The 23,643-nt window shown below is 64.5% G+C and carries 29 protein-coding genes and 1 riboswitch; of the genes, 17 read left to right on the top strand and 12 right to left on the bottom strand.

The features are described 5' to 3' along the window. The first annotated feature begins 100 nt into the window (after positions 1–100). Both HHL25_RS22435 and HHL25_RS22430 read left to right on the top strand, forming a co-directional pair. A complete protein-coding gene (locus HHL25_RS22435; protein WP_169595469.1) occupies positions 101–589 on the top strand; it encodes a GNAT family N-acetyltransferase in 489 nt (162 codons plus the stop codon). Between the two features lie 43 nt (positions 590–632). Beyond that, positions 633–1,211, top strand: a complete 579-nt coding sequence (locus HHL25_RS22430; protein ID WP_169595468.1) for a DJ-1/PfpI family protein — start codon at positions 633–635, stop codon at positions 1,209–1,211. Between the two features lie 97 nt (positions 1,212–1,308). Here the strand turns inward: HHL25_RS22430 and HHL25_RS22425 are convergent, their stop codons facing one another. The 9 genes from HHL25_RS22425 to HHL25_RS22385 form a co-directional block, all read right to left on the bottom strand. After that, the gene (locus HHL25_RS22425; protein ID WP_169595467.1) at positions 1,309–1,587 is read right to left on the bottom strand and encodes a hypothetical protein; all 279 of its coding nucleotides are present in this window, start codon (positions 1,585–1,587) and stop codon (positions 1,309–1,311) included. Between the two features lie 7 nt (positions 1,588–1,594). After that, positions 1,595–2,329 (bottom strand): CbtA family protein, encoded by a 735-nt coding sequence (locus HHL25_RS22420; RefSeq protein WP_169595466.1) that lies wholly within the window; start codon positions 2,327–2,329, stop codon positions 1,595–1,597. A 9-nt stretch (positions 2,330–2,338) separates the two neighbouring features. Next, a complete protein-coding gene (locus HHL25_RS22415) occupies positions 2,339–2,515 on the bottom strand; it encodes a CbtB domain-containing protein (protein WP_169595465.1) in 177 nt (58 codons plus the stop codon). A 127-nt stretch (positions 2,516–2,642) separates the two neighbouring features. Then, positions 2,643–2,855, bottom strand: a riboswitch (cobalamin riboswitch). Positions 2,856–2,932: 77 nt separating this feature from the next. Further along, positions 2,933–3,157, bottom strand: a complete 225-nt coding sequence (locus HHL25_RS22410; RefSeq protein WP_169595464.1) for a hypothetical protein — start codon at positions 3,155–3,157, stop codon at positions 2,933–2,935. 316 nt (positions 3,158–3,473) lie between these two features. Beyond that, complete coding sequence (locus HHL25_RS22405; protein WP_169595463.1) at positions 3,474–3,812, bottom strand: type II toxin-antitoxin system HicB family antitoxin; 339 nt, start codon at positions 3,810–3,812, stop codon at positions 3,474–3,476. Continuing rightward, positions 3,809–4,063: a type II toxin-antitoxin system HicA family toxin gene (locus HHL25_RS22400; protein ID WP_169595462.1), complete on the bottom strand. Its 255-nt coding sequence runs from the start codon at positions 4,061–4,063 to the stop codon at positions 3,809–3,811. The genes HHL25_RS22405 and HHL25_RS22400 overlap by 4 nt, the downstream gene beginning before the upstream one ends. Positions 4,064–4,165: 102 nt before the next feature. Continuing rightward, complete coding sequence (locus HHL25_RS22395; RefSeq protein ID WP_169595461.1) at positions 4,166–5,083, bottom strand: c-type cytochrome; 918 nt, start codon at positions 5,081–5,083, stop codon at positions 4,166–4,168. A 98-nt stretch (positions 5,084–5,181) separates the two neighbouring features. Beyond that, positions 5,182–5,625: a c-type cytochrome gene (locus HHL25_RS22390; RefSeq protein WP_169595460.1), complete on the bottom strand. Its 444-nt coding sequence runs from the start codon at positions 5,623–5,625 to the stop codon at positions 5,182–5,184. Positions 5,626–5,792: 167 nt separating this feature from the next. Then, the gene (locus HHL25_RS22385) at positions 5,793–6,428 is read right to left on the bottom strand and encodes a LysE family translocator (protein ID WP_169595459.1); all 636 of its coding nucleotides are present in this window, start codon (positions 6,426–6,428) and stop codon (positions 5,793–5,795) included. Between the two features lie 128 nt (positions 6,429–6,556). Here HHL25_RS22385 and HHL25_RS22380 point away from each other — a divergent pair, with 128 nt between their 5' ends. After that, complete coding sequence (locus HHL25_RS22380; RefSeq protein WP_169595458.1) at positions 6,557–7,252, top strand: helix-turn-helix transcriptional regulator; 696 nt, start codon at positions 6,557–6,559, stop codon at positions 7,250–7,252. A gap of 2 nt (positions 7,253–7,254) precedes the next feature. Here the strand turns inward: HHL25_RS22380 and HHL25_RS22375 are convergent, their stop codons facing one another. Beyond that, on the bottom strand, positions 7,255–8,103 hold the full coding sequence (locus tag HHL25_RS22375) for a metallophosphoesterase (RefSeq protein WP_169595457.1): 849 nt from the start codon (positions 8,101–8,103) through the stop codon (positions 7,255–7,257). Between the two features lie 206 nt (positions 8,104–8,309). Here HHL25_RS22375 and HHL25_RS22370 point away from each other — a divergent pair, with 206 nt between their 5' ends. The 3 genes from HHL25_RS22370 (at position 8,310) to HHL25_RS22360 (ending at position 13,452) form a co-directional block, all read left to right on the top strand. Further along, on the top strand, positions 8,310–9,236 hold the full coding sequence (locus HHL25_RS22370) for a bestrophin family protein (protein WP_169595456.1): 927 nt from the start codon (positions 8,310–8,312) through the stop codon (positions 9,234–9,236). Positions 9,237–9,429: 193 nt separating this feature from the next. Further along, positions 9,430–11,364, top strand: a complete 1,935-nt coding sequence (locus HHL25_RS22365) for a putative bifunctional diguanylate cyclase/phosphodiesterase (protein ID WP_169595455.1) — start codon at positions 9,430–9,432, stop codon at positions 11,362–11,364. A 153-nt stretch (positions 11,365–11,517) separates the two neighbouring features. Beyond that, positions 11,518–13,452, top strand: a complete 1,935-nt coding sequence (locus HHL25_RS22360) for a putative bifunctional diguanylate cyclase/phosphodiesterase (RefSeq protein WP_169595454.1) — start codon at positions 11,518–11,520, stop codon at positions 13,450–13,452. A 156-nt stretch (positions 13,453–13,608) separates the two neighbouring features. On the opposite strand, the gene HHL25_RS22355 is transcribed toward HHL25_RS22360, so the two are convergent. Both HHL25_RS22355 and HHL25_RS22350 read right to left on the bottom strand, forming a co-directional pair. Further along, positions 13,609–14,895 (bottom strand): NAD(P)/FAD-dependent oxidoreductase, encoded by a 1,287-nt coding sequence (locus HHL25_RS22355; protein ID WP_169595453.1) that lies wholly within the window; start codon positions 14,893–14,895, stop codon positions 13,609–13,611. A gap of 164 nt (positions 14,896–15,059) precedes the next feature. Further along, positions 15,060–16,220, bottom strand: coding sequence for an AI-2E family transporter (locus HHL25_RS22350; protein ID WP_246701945.1), 1,161 nt, complete (start codon positions 16,218–16,220; stop codon positions 15,060–15,062). 197 nt (positions 16,221–16,417) lie between these two features. Between HHL25_RS22350 and HHL25_RS22345 the strand changes: the two genes are divergently transcribed. From HHL25_RS22345 to HHL25_RS22300, 11 genes are all read left to right on the top strand, one after another. Beyond that, positions 16,418–16,711 carry a hypothetical protein gene (locus HHL25_RS22345; RefSeq protein ID WP_246701944.1) on the top strand — a complete coding sequence of 98 codons (294 nt, stop codon included), beginning with the start codon at positions 16,418–16,420 and terminating at the stop codon, positions 16,709–16,711. Between the two features lie 264 nt (positions 16,712–16,975). Next, positions 16,976–17,842, top strand: coding sequence for a polysaccharide deacetylase family protein (locus HHL25_RS22340; protein ID WP_169595451.1), 867 nt, complete (start codon positions 16,976–16,978; stop codon positions 17,840–17,842). Positions 17,843–18,125: 283 nt separating this feature from the next. Continuing rightward, positions 18,126–18,428 (top strand): hypothetical protein, encoded by a 303-nt coding sequence (locus HHL25_RS22335; RefSeq protein WP_169595450.1) that lies wholly within the window; start codon positions 18,126–18,128, stop codon positions 18,426–18,428. Then, positions 18,429–18,689 carry a hypothetical protein gene (locus tag HHL25_RS22330; RefSeq protein WP_169595449.1) on the top strand — a complete coding sequence of 87 codons (261 nt, stop codon included), beginning with the start codon at positions 18,429–18,431 and terminating at the stop codon, positions 18,687–18,689. Positions 18,690–18,834: 145 nt separating this feature from the next. Continuing rightward, positions 18,835–19,131: a hypothetical protein gene (locus HHL25_RS22325; RefSeq protein WP_169595370.1), complete on the top strand. Its 297-nt coding sequence runs from the start codon at positions 18,835–18,837 to the stop codon at positions 19,129–19,131. A gap of 65 nt (positions 19,132–19,196) precedes the next feature. Further along, a complete protein-coding gene (locus HHL25_RS23660) occupies positions 19,197–19,319 on the top strand; it encodes a hypothetical protein (protein WP_261345132.1) in 123 nt (40 codons plus the stop codon). A gap of 117 nt (positions 19,320–19,436) precedes the next feature. Next, positions 19,437–19,682, top strand: coding sequence for a hypothetical protein (locus HHL25_RS22320; protein ID WP_169595448.1), 246 nt, complete (start codon positions 19,437–19,439; stop codon positions 19,680–19,682). Between the two features lie 63 nt (positions 19,683–19,745). Continuing rightward, the gene (locus HHL25_RS22315) at positions 19,746–20,672 is read left to right on the top strand and encodes a transglutaminase family protein (RefSeq protein WP_169595447.1); all 927 of its coding nucleotides are present in this window, start codon (positions 19,746–19,748) and stop codon (positions 20,670–20,672) included. A gap of 38 nt (positions 20,673–20,710) precedes the next feature. Beyond that, the gene (locus HHL25_RS22310; RefSeq protein ID WP_169595446.1) at positions 20,711–21,520 is read left to right on the top strand and encodes a transglutaminase-like domain-containing protein; all 810 of its coding nucleotides are present in this window, start codon (positions 20,711–20,713) and stop codon (positions 21,518–21,520) included. Positions 21,521–21,696: 176 nt separating this feature from the next. Next, positions 21,697–22,614 (top strand): TadE/TadG family type IV pilus assembly protein, encoded by a 918-nt coding sequence (locus HHL25_RS22305; RefSeq protein WP_169595445.1) that lies wholly within the window; start codon positions 21,697–21,699, stop codon positions 22,612–22,614. Positions 22,615–22,981: 367 nt separating this feature from the next. After that, positions 22,982–23,590 (top strand): TetR/AcrR family transcriptional regulator, encoded by a 609-nt coding sequence (locus HHL25_RS22300; RefSeq protein WP_169595444.1) that lies wholly within the window; start codon positions 22,982–22,984, stop codon positions 23,588–23,590. Positions 23,591–23,643 lie beyond the last annotated feature (53 nt).

The raw sequence follows: 23,643 nt of genomic DNA, 5'->3' as shown, positions 1-23,643 counted from the left end.
CTCGACAGATCATCATGTCAACAGGCCGCCGTCAGGCGGCCTTGTTGTTTTCAAGACAAAAAGCTTCCCCTGACGGCGATACGAAACAAGGGAAGCGAAAATGACCGAAGATACAGATCTCACCCTGCCGCGGCCTCCGGTCGTGGTCATCCGTGCCGCCAAGCGCCACGACCTGCCCGAACTCAATCAGATGATTGCCTCGCTCGCCAGCCATCATGGCGATGCCTCCGCCATGACGCCGGAAAAGCTTGAGCGTGACCTCTTCGGCCCGATGCCGTGGATCACCGCTCTGGTCGCCGACGGCGGCGAGGGCCTGATCGGCTACGCCATTCTCGTGCCGCTCTACAGAGCCCAGGAAGGCAAGCGCGGCATGGACCTGCATCACCTCTATGTCCATGACGGCCAGCGCGGCAACGGCATCGGCCAGCATCTCGTCGCCCGCGCCAAAGAGATTGCCCGCCAGGCCGGTTGCGACTACCTTTCGGTCAGCGCGGCCACCGGCAATTTCGCCGCTCACCGCTTCTACGAACACATGGACTTCGTGCCGCGGCCGGTCACCGGCATGCGCTACCTGCAGGCGCTCTCCTGAGCGTCGTCGCGGCCCTTTGTTCGATATTCGAGGAGAATGAGCCATGCCCCGCATCGTCGTTGCCCTGCAGGTCGATTTCGCCGATTGGGAGCCCGCGCTCCTGATGGCTGCCGCCCGATACTATCTCGGCTGCGAGGTCCTGACGGCCTCGCCCGATGGCGCCCCGGTCATCTCGATGGGTGGATTGAAGGTCGCGCCCGACATCGGTTTTGCCGAGATCGATCCGGCACGCTTCGATGCCCTGGTTATTCCCGGCGGCTATGCCTGGGAAAAGGGCCAGGCCTTCGATTTCACCGCCCTTGCCACCGGCTTCCGCGCCGAAAACAAGGTCGTCGCCGGGATCTGCGCCGCAGCCAGCGCGCTTGCCGCGACCGGTGTGCTGAACGACGTCGCCCATACCGGCAATTCGCTTGCCTCCCATCAACGCTATCCGGCCTACAAGGGGACCGCGCTTTATCGCGACCAGCCGCAGGCGGTCTCCGACGGCAGGATCGTCACCGCCGCCGGCTCCGCGCCGGATACCTTTGCCGAGGCGGTGCTGAAAGCGCTCGATCTCTGGACGCCGGAAGCCGAAGCCGAGCTTTCGGCCTTTTCCGCCGAACACCGCGTGGCGCGCGCTTGAGTCAAATCCAGGTGATGTGAGGAGCGGGTTCCCGTCCGAAGCTGCCTGAAAACAAGGAGAAGGTGGTTCTCGTGCCTCGGAAAACGACGGAACGCCTCTAGGGGCGAGACCCCCGCCTTATGTCGCGGCTGTTGAGATTGAAGGCATTGCCGGCCGAAACTCCGCGTGCGGCCTTTGCCGCCGCCGCCGCCGTGAAGGCGTCGTGATGGGCGTTGAACCAGTCGATGCAGGTTTCCCTGCTGGGGGAGGGCTCTCCGGTCAGGCTGCGGAAGGCGAGCCTGTGCACGAAACACCGGCTGCCGGACGCCCGGTGTTCGAAGACCAGCGCATCGAGGTCGATGCGCCAGTCGAATTCGGGGCAGGGCGTGCCTGCCATGCCGTGGTCAGGCCTCGAAGCGGCGACGGAAGTGGCCGCTCAATGCACCGAGCAGAGCCCAGAACAGCAGGCTCGTCAGCGTCGCCACGACGACGAAGCGATGCGACATCGCCTCCGGTGCAAGCGCGTGTTCGCCGTCCGGCGGCAGCGGTGCGCCGATCACGTGCGGCAAGGCGATCAGCACAATGGCCGCGGCCGCCGCCCAGGGCTTGCGCTGGAAGAACAGCAGGGCAAGGCCTGCCGCCGTCGAAAGCGCTGTGCCCACCCACCAGACCTGGCGGTCGAGAAGCGGTGCGGCCGGCGTGCCCGGTAGTTCCGGATGGAGCCCGAAGCCGGGCGCGAGCATTACCACGACGAAGCCGCACAGGCCCCAGATCAGCCCGTGACGCCAGTCGCTCTGCCGTCCCGAGATCTGCATCAGGCCGTTCAGCGCCAGCGCGAAACCGGTGGCCGTCAGGATGTTGGCGACGAGCGTGTAGGCATTGCGCTCGATGCCGTCGGCCGGAGCCCAGGCGTCGGCGCTGTGATGGTCGTGCGCTTCGGTGGCGGCTGCGTCGCCGTGGTCATGGGCCGCAACAGTTCCCTGGCCGGCGCCGTGGCTCTCGGCCACGTCACCGCCCTCAAAGACTTCGGCCGCCAGAATGAGCGGCGTCGTTCCTAGGAATTGCGCAAGCGTGACCACCGTTCCGACGATCAGCCCGACCAGCACCGAAGTGAAGACGAGCGAACGAAACAGTGACATCGGCTCTCCTCAGTGGCAGGGGAAGGCGTTGGCGTGGCGCGCGTCGTGAGCGGCGTTGTGAACCACTTCCATCGGCGAGAAGCCGACGAAGCCGACGATGAACAGGCCGAAGAAGACGCTGAGCAGGGCCGGCGCAAAGCGGCTGGCCGAAGACGAGGTGGATGCTGTGACGGTATTGACGGACATGATTCCCTCCGAACGATAGCGATGAGTGACGACGACCGAGGAGGAGGAGAAGATCGGGGCCGGATACAGCTTCGGATCGACGATCCGGGCCGCACACGCTCCCTGTCTTCCGAACACCCCGTCCGGCAGGCGACGACAGCTGATGGCAGGTCTCCTGGCTTGCGGGTCATGACCCCCGGACAGCCTTCCCGGATTGCTCCAGTGGCATCGTCGTCCAGGCGTTCGCCGCTCACAGTTGCGGGGGCAGCCACGAATCGAGCCCCGTCAGGGTCGTCCCTATCGTGTTCCCTATTAATCCCCGAAGCGCCGCTTCTGGGGAACCATCTGAGGCACTATTGGGGTCGCGATCTGCAAAAGTCAATCACAGGCCTCTGCGCCCGACCGAAACGGAGAGGAAAAGTCCGGCCTCTACGGCGCTCAGTGGCGCACGGGCGGATTTTCTGCCCATTGCTGCAGGGTGGTCTTGATCAGCACGAGTGCCGCCCGCTGCGCGTGATCGCGTTCGCGCGGGTCGACGATGTTGGAAAGCCGCTTTTCGAACGCCTGCACCGTCTGATCCACCCAGCGGTGCAGGGCCGGATCCGGGTGACTGTCGAGCAGCGAGCGGAGTGCGCTTTCCATTCGTCTGCGTTCGATGCTCATGCTTCCGTCCCTGTTCTCTTTTGTGATGCGGGTCACTCTGTCCGTCGAGCCTTGCGCGATGCTGGAGGGAAAGAGGACGGCAGTTGCCGATTCCGGCTTTCGCCCCTCATCCGCCTCCTGAGCCGGTCGAAGGGCGGCACCTTCTCCCAGTGAACGGGGAAGGCAATGGAACGGGAAAATGGTCAAGGGTGAGGGGCCGGCGGGAAAAGGTTGAGGCGCTGTCGATGCCGGGACTGCTGGAGTGTGGTTCCGAGGCTGCCCTGCAGATCCTCCGGCGCTGTCGTGCGCACTTTCAACTGCGCTGGGGGACCAGTCGTTACGCCGTTTCGCCGGCCGCTTTCGAAAGCGCTTCCTCCGCCCATTGATTGAGACTCTTGCCGGAGAGTTCGGCGGCCCTTGCCGCGCGCGCGTGCACGTCCGGATCGACACGGAACATCATCTTTCCCGAATAGGATTTATGAGGCTCTCGCCCAAGCTTACGGCAGGTTTCGATGTAGTCGTCGGCGGCGTCGTGGAAAGCCTGCTTGAGTTGGTTCACGCTTTCGCCGTGAAATCCGACCACGTCGTCAAGGCCGGCGATGTTGCCGAAGAAGATCTCGTCCTCGGCATCGAATTCGATCCGTGCCGAAAAGCCTTTGTAGTGCATGACGTTCATGGTCTTACTCCGAGGTCGTCGAGGAATCGCCGTGCGTCACGGATCTGGTAGCGCTTAGCTTCCTTCTCGGGGTGCGGCCGATGAAAGAAAGCCAACCGTCCGTCTTTCTCGAAGCGCACACGGGAGCCGCTGCCTTCTATCAGCACGCAGCCTGCCGCAAGCATAAGGCTTTCGACGTCCGCCCAGGCTATGGAGCCGGATACCGGGTCGGTGAAGATCGCCAGCAGTGTCTTCCTCTGCCGATTGTTCATTCGCAGAAGGCTAACGCGAGCTAGCGTTTTTTGCAAGCGTTTCTTGCTGAAGCCGGCTCAGGGGCCGTTTGCCCCACGCATCCTCACGCCCCTATCCATCGCTCACGGCACCGCCGGCACGGCCTTGAGGTAGGCGGCGATCGCCTCGCGGTCGGCGGCGGTGAGTTCGGCCATGTTCTTCTGCACCTCGACCATCGAGCCGCCGACGCTGTCGAAGTCGGGGGTGAAGCCGGTCTCGAGGTAGCTGGCGATGTCGCCGGCCGTCCACGAGCCGATGCTCTTCGAGCCGGGTGTGATGTTGGGGATCGTGCCTTCGCCTTCCGGGTTGGGGCCGCCCGCCAGCCACTGACCGGCCTTGAAGCCGCCGAGCGCGTCGCGGGGCGTGTGGCATTCGCCGCAATGTCCGGGGCCTTCGACCAGATACTGGCCGCGCTTCACCGTCTCGTCGGCATTGGCGATCTCGGCCCGTGGCCGGTCGTTGAAATAGAGGAACTTCCAGCCCCCGAGCGAAAGCCGGATGTTGAAGGGGAAGGGCAGTTCGTGGTCCGGCGCAACGCTGTCGCTTGCCGGCAGCGTCTTCATGAAACCGTAGAGGTCGTTGATGTCCTTCGGCGCCATCCGGGCATAGGAGCCGTAGGGGAAGGACGGATAGAGGTGCTCGCCGTCGCGGCCGACGCCGCGGGTCATCGCATCGCCGAATTCTGCAAGCGTCCAGGCGCCGATGCCGGCCGTGGTGCTGGGCGAGATGTTGGGGGCGTGGAAGGTGCCGAACGGGCTCGGGAGCGGCGCGCCGCCGGACAGCACGAGGCGTGCGTCGCCCTCCGACTTCGCCGGTGAATGACAGCTCGTGCAGCCGCCGGCGAAGAACACCTGCCGGCCGTTCTCGAGGTCGGGTTCGCCGAGATCGGCCCAGACAGACGGATCCTGTCGGGCGGGCGCCGTCACGAACAGAAAGCCGGCACCGCCGACAACGCCGAGCGCCGCCAGCGCGCCGAGCCCCTTGAGCCATTTCGATGTCATGGCGACCTCTTCAATCCTGATCCCAGCCTAATGCGGAAATCCCGGCAGCGCGCCCCGGTGGACGACGGGAAACGCTGCCGGGATCGTATTGGTTCGCCTTACTTCTTCAGGCGGTAGGTCTCATGACAGGCGCCACAGGTCGCGCCGACCGCCTTCATCGTCGCGCCGGTGCTGGCCTGGTCGGTCGGAAGCTGGGCGAGCTGGCCTTCGGCGGCCTTGACCAGATCGGCGGCCTTCGCCTTGAAGTCGTCCGGGGTTTCCCAGATCTTCGGGCTGGCTTCCGTGTCGAGGCCCACTTCGGAGCCGGCCGGGAAGTGGTTCGGGAAATCCTTGCCGACCTCTGCCATGGTGGTCAGCGAGGCCTTGACGACCTCCGCGTCGAACGGCTTCTCGCCCTTGACGATCGCGCCGATGGCGCCCATCGCGCCGCCGACCTTCTTCATCATTTCCTGGCGGACGACCTGAGGCTCGTCTGCGGCGATCGCGACGGTCATGCTGAGCGCGCTGGCGAGGACGCCGGCCATGACAAGTTTCAGCTTCATCGGGGGATATCTCCATCTTGGCGGCCGGCCGAACCGGCGGTTTGTGGTGCGGACATGCGCGCCGATGTTTGCCGAATTGGCATGGCGGAATGAAGTCACATTCCGGTGAATGGCTGGGCTTCGGTCAATTGTCTGATTGTTATCGGTAATTTTCGCGTGATCGGATTTCATGCGCCCTGCAGCCCCTGCCAGAGCGTAACCGCTGCCGCGGCAATCAGCAGGGCTCCCGCGCCGCGGCCGACCCAGATCGTCGCCGCCGGATTGCCGGTCAGCGTCAGCCGTGCCCGGTCGGCCGCCAGCGCCACGCCGCCATAGACCAGCGCCTGCGTCGCCATGGTCATCGCCCCGAGCACGAGGCCCTGCATCCAGACCGGGCCATAGGTCGGCTTGACGAATTGCGGATAGACCGCGATGACGAACAGATAGGCTTTGGGGTTGAGCAGGCAGGTGGCGACCGCGCGCCGAAAGGTCTGCCGGAGCGCGGGAGCGGGTGCCTGATCGACCGCGGCGACGGTGATGGCACTGCGCACCAGCGTGACGCCGATCCATGCCATGTAGAGTGCGCCGGCGATCAGGATCGGCAGGAACAGCCGCGGCGCCAGCGCAATCAGGATGCCGGTGCCGAGCGTGCCGTAAAGCGTGTGCACCATGCCGCCCGTCATCATGCCCGAGGTCGCGACCAGCCCGGCCCGCCGCCCGCCGGAAAGCGCGCTCACCAGCACATAGAGCATGTCCATGCCCGGGACGATGATGATGCCGGCGATCAGCACCAGGAAGAGCCACAGATTGTCGGTATAAGTCATGTCAGTATCCTCATGGGTGCGGAAAGGCAAAAATCATGTTTCCGGCGCAAAATCAGCCGGTTTCGGCTTTCCATAGCGTCGGCCAACTGACATGCTTGTGTCAGTTGCGTTCGGCGGGAGCGGGAAAAATGCGCAAGGCCTCGCGGCTCTTCGAGATCATCCAGATCCTCAGGACATCCCGGCGTGTGGTGACCGCCGCCGAGATCGCCGAGCGGCTGGAAGTGACGCCGCGCTCCATCTACCGGGACATTGCTGCCCTGCAGGCGATGCGCGTGCCGATCGAGGGCGAGCGCGGGCTGGGCTACATCCTAAGGCCGGGCTTCGACATGCCGCCGCTGATGTTTTCTGTCGAGGAAACCGAGGCGATCGTGCTCGGACTGGCGCTCCTGGAGCGCACGGCGGACATCGGATTGAAACAGGCGGCCAAGGGCGTCAACGCCAAGATCGCCGCCGCCGTGCCCGAGCCGCTGCGCCGCGTGCTGGCGGGCAACGCATTGAAGGCCTGGGGCACGATCGCGCCCGCGCCGGAGGGCATCGACCTCGCTTTGGTGCGCGCCGCGATCCGCGACGAGCGAAAACTGCTTCTCGACTATCGCGACGAAATGGGCAGCGCCACCGAGCGCGTCATCCGGCCGCTGGCGCTGGTCTATTATTCGGCTACCGCCGTCATCGTCGCCTGGTGCGAACTGCGCCGGGCGATCCGCAATTTCCGCGCCGACCGGGTCGAGGCGTGCGAACCGCTCGAGGATTTCTTCCGCGGCGAGGGCGACACCTTGCGGGAAGCCTGGGCCGCCGGCTGGTCGAACGGTCCGCCGGTTGGATGACCCTAGAGCCCGAGCGTCCGGCTCTCTTCGCGGCCGAATCCGGTGATCTCGATGCGGTCTGAATGAACGGCGACGATCGCGAAGGCGTTTTCGTCGGCCGTATCCACCATACCCCTGAAGTTGACGAAATGCGTGTCGCCGAGCCGGCCGTAATTGCCGGCGTGGTTATGGCCGCAGAAATAGCCGATGGCCGCAGGCGAGGCGGCGATCATCGCCGAAACCTCTTCCGCACCCCACAGATTGTGATCGCTCGCCGGATGCAGCGGATAGTGCCCGAGCACGATCGCCTGCTCGCCGGCCGCTTCCGCAAGCGCGAGCCGCTGCCGGATCCACTCGGTCTGGGCGGCACTCATCCCGGCATTCCAGGTCTGGGCATTGATCGCGCCGGCTTCCGTAAGGGCCGCAAGCCTGGTGGCGGCCTCGCCGCGACGCGGGTCGTCGAGCGGCGGCGCAAACAGCGACACCTCGTTGCCGTCGGTCAGGATCAGCCGTACGCCGTTGCGGACGAAGTCGTGATAGGGCGCCGGCATGCCGAGCTTCGCGTGGACACTGGCGAGCCGGTCGGCGGCGACCGCGAAATCATGGTTGCCGGGCAGGAACAGGCAGTCGTGCCGGAGCGTGCGATAGACCTCGAGCACCGGGTCGAAATTCTCCCAGTCCCGGTCGATCACGTCGCCGAGCGTGACGACGAAGTCGAGCGCCTCGCCGTTCAGCGTCGCGATCGCGGCGCCAAGCTTGTCGAGGCTCCTGGCGTAATGACGGTCAAGCCGCGTGTTCGGTTCGATGGGCGCATATTGCGGGTCGGCGATCACGCCGAAGCGGAGAAGGGGGGATGTCGTGTCGGGGAGCATGTCGGATACGTGATGAAAGGAATGGCCGCACATAGGCGCGCCGGATGACAGTCGTGTGACGCCCGACGACATCGAGCGTTCGATTGCCCCGCGTCCCGGCTCCGGCGTGCACCCATTTATTTCCCACTCTTTGTCGTGGACGCGCGTCGAAAAAGACCTATGAAGTCGAGATCGACAGCCGGAAAGTCACGCACAGGCCTCGTTTCATGATCGTCCGCAAGCGCCCCAGCCTCTTCGCCCTCTTTTTCATTCTGCGCGGCTCCGTCCTGCCGATGATCTATCCGCAGGTGCTCTTCGTCCTGCTGCTCTCGGCGGCGGTGGTCTGGGCTCACGGCTTCTGGCCTGGCCTCGTTCCGGGCTTCAACAGCGCGCCTTTGGCGCTGGTCGGCATCGCGCTTTCGATCTTTCTCGGCTTCCGCAACAATGCCTGCTACGACCGCTGGTGGGAGGCGCGCAAGGACTGGGGGCTGTTGATCCTCGCCGCGCGTTCGCTGGCGCGCCAGTCGCTGATCCTCGAGGATCGGGGCGATGATCAGGAACCCGCGCCGCGCCGGCGCCTGCTCGACCTGGCGATCGCCTTTGCCTATGCGCTTCTGGCGCATCTGCGTCCGGGCGGCGACCCCGACCGCATCCTCGGCCGGCTGCAACCGGACGAACATGCTGCTTTCCTCGCCAGCCGCAATCCGCCGGACTTCATCCTCCGCCGCATGGGTGCCGTTCTGGCCGGCCTGAAAAGTCGCGGCCGCCTGAGCGACATCGAGTTCGGCCTCTTCGATGCCACGTTGAAGGATATGGGCGCCGTCCTTTCGGCCTGCGAACGCATCCGCCTGACCCCGGTGCCCTTCGGCTACACGCTGCTTCTGCACCGCACCGCCTATATCTTCTGTTTCCTGCTGCCCTTCGGTTTTGCCGACATGCTCGGCTGGCTGACCCCGTTCGCCGTCGCGCTGGTCGCCTATACCTTCTTCGGCCTCGATGCGCTGGGAGACGAGCTGGAGGAACCCTTCGGCGAACTGCCCAACGACCTGCCGATCGGCGCGCTTGCAGAAACGATCGAGATCAATCTGCGCGAAGCACTCGGCGAAACTGAGTTGCCGGCGCTGCCTGCACCGAAGGACTACCTATTGATGTAGAACTGATGCTGCGCGCAGCATCGGTAGCGTATTGGGTGGGGCCGTTGCGACCCGATGGCCCTTCTAATCCATTTATACTTCCTAAATGAGTCCCTGTTACTTCTCACCCTGTCTGGATCGATACGGTTGTTATCTCCGGCGGCATGAGAGCTGCTTCAGACGATGTCACGTCACGTTTTCATCGGATCTGTCCATGCTCGCGCTTTCCAGAAGCCATTATCCCGAATTACCCCCGCCGGAGGAGCTCGACAGCGATGCGCTGTCGGGGGAGAACCTGCGCGAGCAGATGGTCATCGCCTATCTCCCGATCGTGCGCGGCTTCCTGGTCCCGGCCATCTGCTACTATGCGATCATCACGGTCGCCCATTTCTTCTACGAGACCTGGGAAAACTTCCTGACCCTCGGCGGGATATCCTTGCTGACCGCGATCATCGCTTTCGGCCTGCGCAATGTCTGGCTCGCTCGCCGGATCGACTTCCGCGCCCTGGAAGCAGCCAGCCTGACGATGAACCTGTTGATCTACATGAACATCGTCTCGTTTCTGTCGATCCATTTCGAGCCGACAAAGCTCGTCTATTTCGTCCTGCTGATCATGGTCTGCTCGACCTCCGGCGTCAGTTTCCGCGTCGTGGTGCTGGGCGGCGTCGTGTCGATCGTCACCATGTTGTGGATGGCGAACCGGGCGGGCGGCGACATCTTCCTGCAATTTGCCTTCATCGGGTTGGCCGGTGCCTTTGCCGCGATCGGCATGGCGATGCTGATGCGTGGTGCGATCCTGCGTGCCGTGCGCGCCCGCGTCACCGCCGATGCGCTGCGCCGGCGGGCCGAGCGCCAGGCCGATTTCGATGCGTTGACGGGCCTTCCCAACCGTCGCAACTTCTTCGCCACGCTGGAACAGCTGATGGCCTCGCCGGCAGCGGGCACCTATGTCGGCATCATCGACCTCGACGGCTTCAAGCCGGTCAACGACCTTTATGGCCATGCCGTCGGCGACGACCTGCTGGTCGAGGTCAGCCGCCGCATCCGCCGCGCCTGTCCGCCGGACTACATGGTTGCACGGCTCGGCGGCGACGAGTTCGCCCTGGCGATCACCCGGCCGCTCTCCGAAGATGCCCTGATGCATCTCGGCACCGCGATCTGCGAGGCTTTGCGCCGGCCCTTCACCATTTCCGACATCCCGATCGCCATTTCCGGCTCGATCGGCTTTGCCCATTATCCGACGAACGGTGTCACCGCCCGCCAGATCTACGAGCGCGCCGACCATGCACTCTACTGCGCCAAGCGTGCCACCCGCGGCGATGTGGTCATCTTCACCGAGCGCCACGAGGCCGAGATGAGTGATTGCGGCCGTATCGAGCAGACGCTACGCAATGCCGATCTCGTGCGGGAACTCTGCACCGTCTTCCAACCGCAATACGACATTCTCAAGGGGAGCATTTCCGGATTCGAGGCTTTGGCGCGCTGGAACAGCCCGACGCTGGGTCTCGTCAATCCCGGTCTCTTCATCGCTGCCGCCGAACGCACCGGCATGATCGAGCGCGTCACCGGCATCCTGCTCGAAAAGGCGCTTGCGGCTGCCGTCACCTGGCCGGAAGGCATCACGCTTTCCTTCAACCTCTCGCCGCTCGATCTCGTCTCCGCGCGGTCGATCACCAATGTGATGCGCATCGTCCGCGAAAGCGGCATCGCGCCCGAACGCATGACCTTCGAAATCACCGAAAGCGTGGTGGTGAGCGACTTCGAACGCGCCCGCGACTCGCTTGTCGCGCTGGCCGACATGGGCTGCAAGATCGCGCTCGACGACTTCGGTGCCGGCTATTCGAGCTTCGGCTACATCCACCGCTTCCCGCTCCACCGGATCAAGACCGATCGCTGCTTCGTCACCCGCCTTGCCGAGGACAATGTCGTCGGCCTCAACATCCTGCGCGCGATTGCCGAACTCTGCGCCAATCTCGGCGTCGAATGCCTGGCCGAAGGCATCGAGACGGAGGAAGAACTGCGTAGCGTCCAGTCGGCCGGCATCCGCTTCGTGCAGGGCTATCTCCACGGCCGGCCCATGGGGGCAGCCGAAGCTGCTGAGCTCATCGCCGCTCGCGGCGAAGGCGAGATACTGGCCGCTGCCGGCTGATGCCGGACCTCGAACCGGATGCCATCAAAAGCCATCAATATTTAGGGGTTCTAAATAGATGATCCGTAATATGCGCTGGCCTGATGACCGGGTTGCGATCCCTGCCGCATGATGTCGGCCCGACCGGAACACTTGACAGAAGGAAACGCGAGCATGAACGGGAGAGGTGAAACAGGGCTCCGGCATCCTGATGTCGTGACGGCCGATGTCGGCAATCTTTCCCGGGAGACGCTGCGGGCCGAGATGGCGAAGACCTTTCGTCCCATCATCCGCGGTTTCATGCTGCCCGTGGTGCTCTTCTACACGCTGGTCATCGTTCCGAACTTCTTTCTCAGCCCCTTGCCCCAGGCCTTGAAGCTGTCGGCTTTGTCGGGCGCGACCGCCGTCACCGCCTTCGTCTGCCGGCGGCTACTCGCCCGCCGCGACGCCAGCTTCGCCCGCCTCGAACTGATCGGTGCCGTCGTACTGCTGCTGATCTACCTGAACTGCTGCAACATTCTCTACATCGCCTTCCATCAGGCGAACCTTGTCTTCTTCCTGCTGCTGTTCATCCTGACGGCCGCGGTCGCCATCAGCGTGCGTCTCATCGTTGCCGGCTGCTCGCTGGCGCTCGCCACCATGCTCGCCGCTGCCTGGGCCATGGGGCCGGAAACGCTGCTCTACTATTCATTCGTCAGCATCGCCGGCGCCTTCGCAGCGACCGGCATGGCGATCCTGATGCGCGGTGCGATCATGAATGCCGTGCGGGCAAGGCTCGTTGCCGACCGCCTGCGCCAGCGCGCCGAGGTCCAGGCCGAACGCGACGCACTGACCGGCCTTCCCAACCGCCGTCACTTCTTCTCCGGGCTCGAAAGAATGGTCGTCGCAGACCTCTCGGGCGAGACCGCCCATATCGGCCTCATTGACCTCGACGGCTTCAAGGCGGTCAACGACGTCTATGGCCATGCTGTCGGCGACCAGCTTCTCGTCGAGGTTTCTGAGCGCCTGCGCGAAATCTGTCCCGAGGACTGCCTGATCGCCCGCCTCGGCGGCGACGAGTTTGGCGTGCTCGTACGCCGGCCGCTGACGGCGGCAGGCCTCGACACGCTGGGCCGGGCGATCTGCGAGACGCTCGGTCGGCCCTTCGCCGTCGCCGGCCGTAGCCTCACCGTCACCGGTTCGGTCGGCTTTGCCCATTACCCGACGAATGGCCGCACCGTGGGCGAACTCTACGAGCGGGCCGATTACGCGCTCTATCGCGCCAAGCGGGAGCACCGCGGTTCGGCCGTCGTCTTTTCCGCCCGTTACGAGGCGGAAATGCGGGACGTGAGCCGGGTGAAGCAGGTTCTTCGCGACAGCGATCTCGAGGCAGAGCTCTACCTCCTGTTCCAGCCGCAATACGACATCATGCGCAACCGTCCGGTCGCCTTCGAGGCGCTGGCCCGCTGGCAGAGCGCCGTCCTGGGGCCGGTCACGCCCGACGTCTTCATCGTCGCTGCCGAACGCTCCGGCCTGATCGAGAGGGTGTCGGAAATCCTGCTCCGCAAGGCCCTGGCGGCCGCCGCCGTCTGGCCGCAGGAAATCGGCCTGTCTTTCAACCTCTCGGCCGTCGACCTGGTCTCCACCTCGGCGATCGCCAGACTCTGCACCATCGTCGGGGAAAGCGGCGTGGCGCCCGGGCGCGTCACCTTCGAGCTCACCGAAACGGCGATGATGTCGGATTTCGAAAAGGCGCGTGCCTCGATGGAAATGCTGGCCTCACTCGGCTGCCGCATCGCGCTCGACGATTTCGGTTCCGGCTATTCGAGCTTCGGCTATATCCACCGCTTCCCGCTGCACAAGATCAAGACCGACCGCAACTTCGTCGTCCGTCTCGGCGAGGACAAGGCCGTCGGCTTCGGCATCCTGCGCGCCATCATCGAACTCTGCGCCAATCTTGGCGTCGAATGCATCGTCGAGGGCGTCGAGACGGCGAACGAGGTCGACACCGTACGCGCCGCCGGTGCCCGCTATATCCAGGGCTATCACTTCGGACGCCCGATGACCGCCGTTGCGGCGGGAGACTATCTCGACGCCGAGATGGCGGGCGAGGATCTCAAGGCCTCCTGACAGAGGGCTTTTGCGCTGGCAGTCCGCTCTTCCAGATGAAAAGAACCCCGGAAACGGACCGCGGGCGAGGGGGATGGGCCGCCGTTGGCCATGTCGTTTCCGGGGCAATGAAGACGCAGTCCGGGCGCAGCACCTGCGCGCCCGGAATTGCCGGCCTCAGTCGTCGAACTTGACGGCCTTCAGCTTGTCGATGCCGAGCACCTGCAGCGCCAGCTTCTCGTAGAAGGGCTCGGCCATCCCGCTCTTGATCTTGTGCAGGAAGTATTTCTCGAAGCCGATCTTGGCGGCATGCACCCACTTGCCCTGCGACGACCAGTTGACGTTGCGCGGCGGGATCTGCGGCTGGGCCACGAAGGCGATGCCCCCGTCGCCGAAGTCGGCGAGGCAGACCGCATTCCAGGAGCCCTCGGCGTTCGGCTTCTCGCCACGGACGAGCCGCGCGATGTTTTTGGCGGTCGCCGTCACCATGCTCTCGATCATGAAGCCGGTCTTCGGCACGCCGACCGGCACCGGCGTCTTGCCGGTGGGCGCGATCGCCACGCAGACGCCGACGGCGAACACGTTCTGGAACTTGCCGTTCTGCTGGTGCTTGTCGACCAGGATGAAGCCGCGCGGATTGGTCAGCCCCTCGATGTCGCGCACCGCCTCGACGCCGCGAAACGCCGGCAGCATCATCGTATAGGCGGAGGGAACCTCGTGGATCGTCTTGGTCGTGCCGTCGTCGTTGACCTCCTCGACGGTCACCTTGTCGGCCTCGAACTTCTGCACCTTGGAATTGGTGATCCACTTGATGTGCTTGGAGCGCATCGCGCTTTCGAGCAGCCCCTTGGTGTCGCCGACCCCGTCGAGGCCGAGATGGCCGATATAGGGTTCGGAGGTGACGAAGGTCATCGGCACCTTGTCGCGCACCTTGGCGTCGCGCAGCGCCTTTTCCAGGATGAAGGCGAATTCATAGGCCGGACCGTAGCAGGACGCGCCCTGCACGGCGCCGATGACGACCGGGCCGGGCTTGGCCACCAGCTTTTCGAAGGCGGCCTTGGCAGACAGCGCATGGTCGATATGGCAGACCGACTGCGTGTTGGCCTCGGGGCCGAAGCCGGGGATCTCGTCGAAGGCGAGTTCCGGGCCGGTCGCGATCACCAGGTAGTCGTAGTCGACGAAGGAACCATCGGTGAGCTCGATGCGGTTGTGGGCGGCATGCAGCCGCTTGGCGCCCTGCGGATAGAGCCCGATGTCGCGCTTCTTGCACGCCGGCTCGAGATCCACCTCGATGCTTTCGCGGTCGCGCCAGCCGACGGCGACCCAGGGGTTGGACGGAACGAAGGAATATTTCGACCCCTTGTTGATGATGCTGACGCGGTCACCCCGCGACAGGTTGTCCCTCAACTCATAGGCCATGATGGTACCGCCCAGACCGGCACCGAGAACGACGACATGCGCCATGTAGCAACCTCCCATTTGCACATTCGGAAACACATATTATAAACAGTATATACGAAGCTACGTAGATATAATTTGACGTTCGTCAACTGAACGCAAAAAAACTTGTCCCCCGTCAAATCCTTGGCGGGGGAGGCGATTGCCGGCAAAAAAGGGGGAAAGGGATCTCAGCCGGGAAGGTTCGGCTGGATCTTCTGGCTGGGCAACAGCTCGTTGGCGATGGTGAGCGCGATCAGCGACAGCGGCACGGCGAGCACGGCGCCGACTGCCCCCCACATCCAGGTCCAGAAGATGATAGCGACGAAGACGGCGAACGGGTTGATCTCCAGCCGCCGCCCCATCACCGCCGGCGTCACCAGGTTTTCCATCACCATGTGCACGATGAAGAAGGCGAGCGCGGGCGAAAGTGCCATGAACAGCGAATCATGGGTGACCAGGCCCCCGATCGCCAGCGCCAGCGTCATCGCGGTCACGCCGAGGAAGGGGATGAAGCTCGAAAGGAAGGCGAAGAAGCCCCACAGCACCGGCATGCTGAGCCCGCCGATCCACGAGATCAGCACCATGGCGACGCCCACCACCGCATAGAGCAGCGAGGCGGTGGCAAAATAGAAGCCGAGTGCCTGCTCGATCGAATTGATCGTGCGGATCGCCGCAAGCCGCCGCGCCCGGTCGCGAAAGGCGATGATCAGCGTCTTGCGGATGGTCAGCCGGCTGCCGAGGAAAAGCAGCAGCGCGGCGAAGAAGATCAGCCCCTGCACGACGGCCGGCGTGACATGGGTGGCAAAGGTGGTGAGCACGGTGCCGGTGTTCTCGATCAGCGCCTCCGGCGTCACCGGCCCCGAGGTGAAGCTGAACCGCGAGATGTGCAGCCATTCGATCTTTTCGAGATAGGGAAGGATCCGTTCTATCACCGCCTCGACCATGGCCGGGGCAAGGCCGGCAAGCTCGGTGAGCGGCCCGATCAGCGTGTTGGCGGTGAAGAACAGCAGCATGGCAAAGAGCGTGGACAGGATCAGCGCGGTCAGCATCGGCGGGATGCCGAGCGCGCCCAGCCGGTCGGCCGCCACCCCGAGGATCAGCCCGATGACGATGGCGAACGTGATCGGCATCAGCACGCTTGCCGCGAGATAGACGGCGGCGACCGCCATGATCGCAAAAATACCGATCACAGACCAGATCAGCGCGAGGTCGAGCGCCGTCTTGCGCACCCGCACCCGATGATAGGTCCGCCGCGACGTCGGCCCCTTGAACGGCCCCGGCACGGTTTCGACCGCCGCGCGCGCCCTCGCCTCGCGGCCCCGGCCCGATCCGTTCGTCCTGTCGCCCATGCTCATTACCCCGGTGAAGATGCCGGACAACGCGGCAGGAGGCGGAGTGTTCCCTGAACGACCCGGCCCTTACGACTTCCTTATGCACCGGTCCGATCTTCCCCATCGAATTCCGATGCGTGGCAGGGCTATCCCGGAGCCGATGGCGCGACCCGGAATCTGCGGGCCGCGGCGGGTAAGGCCCGCGGGTGATGGCGATGAAGACCGACGACGATAGACCTCGAAGAACAGCGTTTGCCCCCGCGCCGAAACCGGGCCGGCGCTTTCCGCGCGAATACTATGTCCTGGCGGGTGTCGAACAGGCTGGCCCGGTGATCGGCCATATCGCCGGCCGTCCGATCTTCGAAAGGGTAATCGACGCGCGAGGAGGGCGCTACCGTTTCGCCGGCGTCGCGCCGCGCGACATCACCGGACGTTTCGATGTCCTGTCCCTGCAGGTCGGCGAATGGATCGTCGAGCCCGGACTGATCTATCTGGCCGAGACGGCCTGACGGGGCATGGCCGGGAGCGAAGGGGCGCCGTGCCCGCAGATCCGTCAGCAAGACGGCCGGCAACAGAACTGCCCCGAACACCCCGCCGAAAACACCCCGCCGGGCATGCCTGCAAACGCACCCCCACACCTTCGGGCCGGCCGCTGCTACTTGTCGCCGCGCGTTCCTGGCTATTCTGCTGCACTGCCACAATTTCGGCGTTTCCCGCGCTAGTCTGGCCGACGAGCCTCACGCACCATCTTCCCCCTTGTTCGCGGTCATCCAATGCGTCTTTCCCGTCGCGCCTTCTGCGCCTGTCTCTTCTGCGGCCTCGCCTCCGCCCGCGCGACTTCCGTGTCTGCCGCAGCGGATGCGGCGGGTTCCGTCCCGCCCGGCGCCGGCGACGTGTCGGGCCGCCCGGCCGCCGCTCCGCCGCTTTCTCCGCCGGCCCCGGTCCTGCCGCCGATCAAGGCGGGTCGCCTGATCGAGCCGAAGCTCCATGTTCCAAAGGGTGGAAACGCCGCTCCCCAGGTCGCGCTGACGCTGGACGCCTGTTCCGGCGCGACAGACCACCGTATCCTTGATTTGCTGATCGCAAAGGAAATCCCGGCGACCTTCTTCGTCACGGGCCGCTGGATCCGCAAGAATCCTGAGGCGCTCGCGCTGATTGCCGCCCGGCCCGACCTCTTCGAGGTCGAGAACCACGGGCTGAACCACGTGCCAGCGATCGACCTGTCCGGCACAGTCTACGGGATTGCCGCCGCAGGCTCGATGGATGCGGTGCGCAAGGAAGTCGAAGAAGGCGCCCGCTTCATCACTGATGCCGGCCTTGCCGCCCCCCGCTGGTTCCGCGGCGCGACCGCCCGCTACACACCGGCCTCGGCCGCCGAGATCCGGGCGATGGGCTACCGGATCGCCGGCTATTCGCTGAACGGCGACGACGGCGCCTCCGTCGCCGCCAAAACCGCCACCCGCCGCATCGCCGCCGCCCGCGACGGCGACGTCATCATCGCCCACGTCAACCAGCCCACCCACCCGGCCGGCGCCGGCGTCGCCGAAGGCCTAACGGCGCTCAAGGAACGCGGTGCCCGGTTTTTGAAGCTGAGCGAGGTGGAAGCCGATGCGGTCGCGGCCGTCGGGGACGACGGGTGAGGAGACGAGGCCGGTCCGGCAACGGGACCGTCGTCGAAATCGGGATGCCGGTTGTCCCGGGGCCTTGCTGTGAACGCAATTGAGGCGCATCGTTCCTCATCGATGGCACTTTAAGAGGGCGCTGTCGGCCGGGGGCTGCGCGCCTTCGCCCCAAGGAAAAGGAGGACGTCATGTCTTCCATTCGTCAGCACATAGACGGAACGTTGGATTCGCTCCCTTTCGGTGCGTTTGCCGTTGCGCTGAGCTTCGGCCTGGTTCTCTTCATGACGACGGGAGGCTGGATATGGTGACTGTTCGCCGCTTCAGTGTGACCGCGGACGAGGGAACCTACCGGCAGGGCGTTCTCATGCGCCTCCTGCGACGGGCCGCCTATTCGACGGGGAATCTTGCGCCGATGGCCGGCGGCGATTTCGCCGCCGAGAGAACCGCGATCCGGCAGATCAAGGCCGCCATGATCGGCCTCGAAGACTATCCGGCCACCCGCGATCGGAACCAGGCTGCAGAAACCGAGGCCTGGGAGCAGGAAGGCGGAAGCGTTGAAGCCGAAGCCGTGAAGCGCCTTCCCTCGAACAAGGAGGATAAGTGAATGTTCGCGCACAGATATGAATGCCAGGAAGACACCAGCGGTACATGGAGCGTTATCGACACTCTGACGGGCCGGGTCTGCGAGATCGGCTACCGGGATGTCTGCCGGCTCCGCGAAAGCGATGCGCTGGCGATGACCGAAGTGTTGAACCAACACCCGATCGCGCCCCTCGCGCAGCCGACCGCAATGTTCCATTCGTCGGGACACTACAGTGACCGTGCTGAGAGCGAGCCCCGTCAGGCTCGGGCACGACAGGGCTGAGCGCCGATCGCCCGTTTGACTGGGCGACGCCACTATAGTCCTTGCGCAAGAGGCGAAATAGGCGCATGCAATAGCATCAGCAGCTACGTCAAGGGCGCTGCTGGCTCGGGGATTTGAACCCCGGCCCCAACGAAAGGAGGACAATATGTCTTCCGACTCCTATCCTTCGAACCTATCGCGAAATCTCGTCCGAACCGGCACGCTGGGTTACCGGGAAAATCTCGCGCTCTGCGCACTCCTGATGGTGGATCGTCCCACCCCGGGGCTTGGTTTCCGCCATGCGGGACCCGAAATGGATTTCGCCGTGTTTCCGGATTTCTCCGGCAAGGCCGTCGGCCGGTTGGCGCTGTCCGCCCGGCGCGCCGGGACATACGTCCTGGCGGATTCGCTTGAAGAACCTTTCTCCGGCACCCGCTCGTCCCCTTCGATCGGGGAACAATAGGTGTCGTTGCGGGTAGTCCCGTAACGCCCGAACGCATCCGACGTCGATCAACACAGGAGGAAACCATGGCCAAGGGTCAGGTAAGAAGCACGCGCGAAGTCCGAAAACCCAAGAAGGAAAAGGACGTCAAAGCGCGGGAGGCCCTGCTGGGCGCGCAGGTGAAGATGGCCACCGACAAGAAATCCTGACGGCCGCAGCCGCTCCCTGGCTTGGCATCGGGCCATTCTCGGCACGCCGGGATCGGGATGCCGCTGTCTGCGTGCCATGAAGCCATGCCGTATCCGCGGCAGGACGGGAGAACAAGCATGATCAAATTCGACTACACGACGGGTGCCGGGCTTTTTGTCGGCCGCAAACTGCGGCAGACCCGCGGCCCCCGATACAGGCGCTTCGACACTGCCGCCGAAGCGGTCCGCTTCGCGATCGAGGAAATACCCGGATCTCGCCTGCTGGGCTCGGTGCTGGAAGTCGATGACGACCGTTTCGACGACCGGCAGATCCGCATGCTCTATGACGATCCTGGCTATCCGTTTGCCCGTCGGGAAAAATGATCGGTGGCGGCGACCTCTTCGCAAGGAGGTTGCCGGTGCCGGTTTGCCAGACACTGGGACGAAATGATGATCTTCTCGGTACGCCACATAACCTCCTATCGCTACAGGAGGCCGGTCAGGTTCGAACAGCACAGGCTGATGTTTCGCCCGCGTGACAGCTTCGATCAGACCCTGTTCAGCTGCAGCCTCACAGTCACGCCCGAGCCGGCCGCCGTGCGCTGGATCCACGATGTCTTCGGCAACTGCATCGCCTTGATCGACATTTCCGGCAGGGCCGCCGAACTGCGGGTGGAAACCGCAATCCGTGTCGATCACACCATCCATGTTCCCCTTGATCTCGAGCAGGACGAGCGCTCGCTCGCCTTTCCGTTCTCCTACGACGCCGACGAGGCGATCGACCTCGGGCGGACCGTGCTGCGGCACTATCCCGACCCTGGAGACGAGGTCGGGAAATGGGCCCGCCAGTTCGTGCCGGCCGGCGAGATGGTGCGGACCGGGCATGTGTTGATGACCCTGTGCTATGCGATCCGCCAGAGCTTCGTCTACACCCGCAGAAGCGAGCACGGCACGCAGCCGCCCGGCGAGACCCTGCGACTGCGCAGCGGCACCTGCCGCGACTTCGCGCTGCTGATGATGGAGGCGGTCCGCTCGCTCGGTTTCGCAGCCCGTTTTGTCACCGGATATATCTATGTCCCCGACCGGGACGGTTCGACCACGCTGGGTGGAGGATCCACCCATGCCTGGTGCCAGGTCTACCTGCCCGGTGCCGGCTGGGTCGAGTTCGATCCGACCAACGGCATCGTCGGTAGCCGGGATCTGATCCGCGTCGGCGTCGCGCGAGATCCGAAGCAGGCAGTTCCGCTGTCGGGGAGCTATGTCGGGAGCGCGCGCGATTTCGAGGGAATGCAGGTGCAGGTCAACGTGACCAGCGAGGGTGGCGCGGCACAGAATGAAGGGGCGACGGAACGCCCTTCCATGTCCGTGCGTTGAAGGCTGTGATGAATGCTAACGCAAGGAACGACATCCCCATGAAGATACGCGCCGGCTTTCATCTGGGCTATGAATGCGAACACGAAACCGCAATGCTCCTGGTCCTCAACATCCATCCCTCCCGGCGGGTCGATCTGATGACCGAACAGGTCCTGAGTTTCGACCGCCCGGTCGAGGCATGGGGCTACACCGACGTCTTCGGCAATGCCTGCAGCCGTATCCTGGCGCCGGCCGGCCTGACGACGATCTCGACCTCGTTCGACATCTACGACAGCGGTCTGCCGGACCCCATTCCCACAGACGCCATCCAGCATGACATCAGCCACCTGCCCGACGACGTGCTCGTCTTTCTCCTCGGCAGCCGCTACTGCGACACCGACCGTCTGGCGGATTTCGCGTGGAAGACCTTTGCCGGAACCCCGTTCGGCTGGCCCCGCGTGCAGGCGATCCTGGACTTCACGCATGACCGCATCACCTTCGACTACACGAGGGCCGACCCGCTTCGGACGGCCTTCGGCGGTTTCACGGACCGGACCGGCGTCTGCCGCGACTTCGCCCACCTCGCCATCACCCTGTGCCGCTGCATGAACATCCCGGCGCGCTACTGCACCGGCTACCTCGGCGACATCGGCGTGCCGAAGGATCCCAACCCGATGGATTTCAGCGCCTGGTTTGAGGTTTATCTGAGCGGGAGATGGTTCACCGTCGATGCTCGCCACAACACCCCGCGCATCGGACGCATCCTGATGGCCACCGGTCGCGATGCGACCGACGTCGCCCTCTCGACCGCCTTCGGTCCGGCTGTCCTGAAACGCTTCGAAGTCGTGACGGACGAGATCCCCGCCTGAACCGGCTGGGAGCTGCGCCAAAAAACCACGCCCCTGTTCATCAAATTTTCTTAAATCAGAAAAGCCTTGTCCACGCGTCGGTAACCTATCGCCCTTATGATCCCGACGATTGTTTGGAGTTCGGGAGTTCGGTGATGCGGCGCGGTTGGGAGTTGAGGCAGTCCTTCGGACGCATCATGTGTCGGAGGGACGGCAATTTCGGCATGGTCACCGCGCTGCTGGCAATCCCGCTCGCGCTTTCGGTCGGCGTGGCGCTCGACTATGTCAACGCGTCGGCGGACCGGGAGAATCTGCAGGCGCTGGCCGACAGTGCGGCGCTGGCCGGCGGCGGGCAATACGACGGAACCAATGCCTCGGTGGCGATTTCAACCGCAGAGGCGATCCTCAAATCCTATGCGGAAAAACTGCCGGCCGGGACCACCTACGACGTCAAGCTCGACGGCCAGTCCCTGAGCGTGACGATGGATAGCGCCTCGACCAATGCCTTCATGGGCATCGTCGGGCGCGGCACGACCGATATCGGCGTCGCCTCGACCGCGATCAGCCCGATGAAGCCGAAGAAGATCACTTTCATGCCCACCAAGGCCCAGGGCTGGTACTACAAGAAAGTGTCGATCATCGTCGTGCGGCCGAAAAGCACCGCGGAAGAGGTGGTCGGAACGGTCACCTACCAGCCGACTACCCAGGCGGACGGCGGCCAGGGCACCATGGTCGTCTCGCCGCAGACCACCCTGGAGCTCGGCGACTATGCCTCGTTGATCCTCAAGATGGAAATCAAGTACGACGGCTGCGGCCTGAACCAGAAGGCGACGGTTTCGAATTCCAAGGTGACCTGTTCGGCGAGCAACCGCAACGCCGACAAGACCTTTAATCTCACTTTGCGCACCGACAATCCGGACACCACGCATTACCTGTTCGTCGACGGCGTCCAGCTGCCGCAGGGCGTGACCAGCCCGCTCGAAAGCATCCTCGAATGCGGCAAGACGTCGAACCACGCCTGGGAAGACGGCGGCGGATGGGCGCGCCAGGACTTCTTCTACACCGCCACCTCCTATTGCGCCCCGAACGGCCAGTTCGTCCGGCTGACCAGGTAGGGGATCCGTCGATCGTGATCCGCCGGCGGCGAGATGCCGCCGGGGCCTTTGCCGCTGCGGGCAGGGCGCTTTCGCCGGCTCGCGCCGCGCGCCGCTTGTCTCTCAACGTATCGAATTCCCGCCAATTTGGCTGACCCGGCGCCCAGCCGGCCGCATGACGTCCGGCGCGTGCCGTCGAGTGCGTCTGCCCAACGACAACCTGACGGTCAAAGCGGCTGCCCGTCAGCCTTGGACCGTCGTTTGCCGGCGCCATGCGCAGGAGGGGTCGCGGATCGCACATTCATTGTCGGAGGGCATTGACAGAAAGCTTCGGGAAAGTTTATAGAACGAACGTTCGATTAGTTCGAGCGATGGAGAGGAGAAGGGAATGGAAATGTCTGGAGGACGGCGAAGCGAGGCGGAGGACGTCATGGACGTCAGGGAGAACCTCTTGTCGACGGCTGTCGGGATGTTTTCGGAAAAGGGTTTCAGCGGCACGTCGATCCGCGATATCGCCAAGGTGCACGGCGTCAGCCTCTCCAACATCTACTATCACTTCGGCAACAAGGACGGTCTGTGGCGGGAGATCCTCGACCGTTCGGTCCGGCTGCTGCCGGATCGCCTGCGGGCGGCGGTTGCCGCGGCCGCAACGCCGCGGGCGGCGCTCGAGGCGCTGGTCAGGGCGCATCTGGCGGCTGCGGTCGAATATCGGCGGGAATTGCTGATGCTGCTGGCGCAGCGCGCCCAGCTGGCGGAGGACGTCGGCAACGAGACGGCCGAGATCCAGCGCGAGGTGCTCGACATCTATTCCGAGGTGCTCGACAGGCTCGGCGCCGAGGGGGCGCTGAATTCCGGGCATGCGCGGGTCACCGCCTTCAACATGCTCGGCGTCATCAACTGGCATCTGCGCTGGTACCGTCCCGACGGCCCCCTGCCGGCGGAGACCGTGCACCAGGAAATCGTCGACTTCATCATGCGCGGCGCCTGCCGCGACTGACATCACGACAGACCCGCCTTGCCGGCGGAACGAACGGAGTGGCAGGCCGGCCG

Origin of the sequence: Rhizobium terricola, assembly GCF_012927355.1 — a bacterium.
GTDB lineage: Bacteria > Pseudomonadota > Alphaproteobacteria > Rhizobiales > Rhizobiaceae > Allorhizobium > Allorhizobium terricola.
This window is presented reverse-complemented; position numbering and strand designations above follow the sequence as displayed.